This is a genomic window from Thioalkalivibrio denitrificans, from assembly GCF_002000365.1.
Lineage (GTDB): Bacteria > Pseudomonadota > Gammaproteobacteria > Ectothiorhodospirales > Ectothiorhodospiraceae > Thioalkalivibrio_A > Thioalkalivibrio_A denitrificans.
In genome coordinates this window covers 1-1,519 of sequence record NZ_MVBK01000165.1, presented here as the reverse complement: position 1 = coordinate 1,519, position 1,519 = coordinate 1, and the positions used below count along the sequence as shown (strand labels likewise).

1 protein-coding gene is annotated in these 1,519 nt (G+C 67.9%); it reads right to left on the bottom strand.

All coding sequences use genetic code 11. The features are described from left to right. Positions 1-233: 233 nt before the first annotated feature. Positions 234-1,519, bottom strand: a 1,286-nt coding sequence (gene hflX, locus B1C78_RS17255; RefSeq protein ID WP_245795487.1) for a ribosome rescue GTPase HflX, incomplete at its 5' end; no start/stop codon positions are given.

The following is a 1,519-nucleotide window of genomic DNA, read 5'->3' as shown; positions in this document are numbered from 1 at the left end:
TTGCGCAATCGCAGGCCGACATTCTAGAGGTCGGCCTGCGATTGCGCAAAACGCGCTCAAGGGTGGCGGATACGGCGCGCACTCGCCATGCGAGCGCCCTCGCCGCCTCCGGGCCGGGTCGAATCAATCAAAAATTGCGAAAGGGTAAGGTCTTCTCGGGTTTTCAGCGATGCCACGGGAAAAGCGATGCCGACATCCTGCCTCGCCGGTCCTTGCGGTGCCGGGCGGCCGGATCAGGCCACATGCAGACGATCGGACTCCACCTCTGGAGAGAGCCCGGAATCGCGAAAAAGTTCCTCCAGCCGGCGGCGCGGCAGACGCACCTCGAGCCGGATATCGCCGTTGGGCTCCACCTGCTCGTCCAGCACGGCGCCCATCCGGTACAGGCCCGCCCGCTCGCGTCCCGCCGTGGGCGGCAGCGTCACCCAGCCCTGCACCAGGGAACGCGCAAAATACCGGCTCAGCCACGCCATCAGCAGGTCCATGCCGGTACCGGAGCGTGCGGAGACATAGAGCCGATCGGGTTCCCCGCCGGACCCCGGTATCAGCCGCGGTTCGGCATCCGGCAACAGATCGATCTTGTTGAACACCAGCAACTGCGGCACTTCCCGCGCCCCGATCTCCTCCAGGACGCCGTTGACCTGCTCGATATTGGCCTCGCGCCGGGGATCGGCGGCGTCCACCACGTGCAGCAGCAGGCTCGCCTCCCGGGTTTCGGTGAGGGTCGCCTTGAACGCAGCCACCAGATCGTGGGGCAGCTGGCGCACGAATCCCACCGTATCCGCCAGGATCATGGCCTGCTGGTCCGGCAGATCGACGCGGCGAAGCGTCGGGTCCAGCGTGGCGAACAGCTGGTCAGCCGCGTAAACGCCCGCGCCGGTCAGCCGGTTGAACAGGCTGGACTTGCCCGCATTGGTATAACCCACCAGCGACACCGTGGGGATCTCGGCACGCCGGCGCGCCTGGCGGCCCTGATCACGCTGGCTCTCCACCTTCTCCAGACGCCGCAGGATCTGCTTGATGCGCCCGGCCAGGAGCCGGCGGTCGGTCTCCAGCTGTGTCTCACCCGGCCCGCGCAGGCCGATGCCGCCCTTCTGGCGCTCCAGGTGGGTCCAGCCGCGCACCAGCCGCGTGGACATGTGGCGCAACTGCGCCAGTTCCACCTGCAGCTTGCCCTCATGGGAGCGTGCGCGCTGGGCGAAGATATCCAGGATCAGCCCGGTACGGTCGAGCACACGGCACCGGAAGAGGCGCTCGAGGTTGCGCTCCTGGCTCGGGGAGAGTTCATGATCGAAGATGACGAGGTCCGCGTCGCGCGTTTCCACCTCGCGGCGGATCTCCTCGGCCTTGCCGCTGCCCACGAACAGGCGCGGGTCCGGTGCCTGGCGTGATCCCGTGACCATCGCCACGGGTTCGGCACCGGCCGAACGGGCGAGCTCCGAGAACTCGACGCCGTCATCACTGGCCTGCATGTCGGGCAGCGCCAGGTGAACCAGCACCGCCCGTTCGCCCTGCTGGG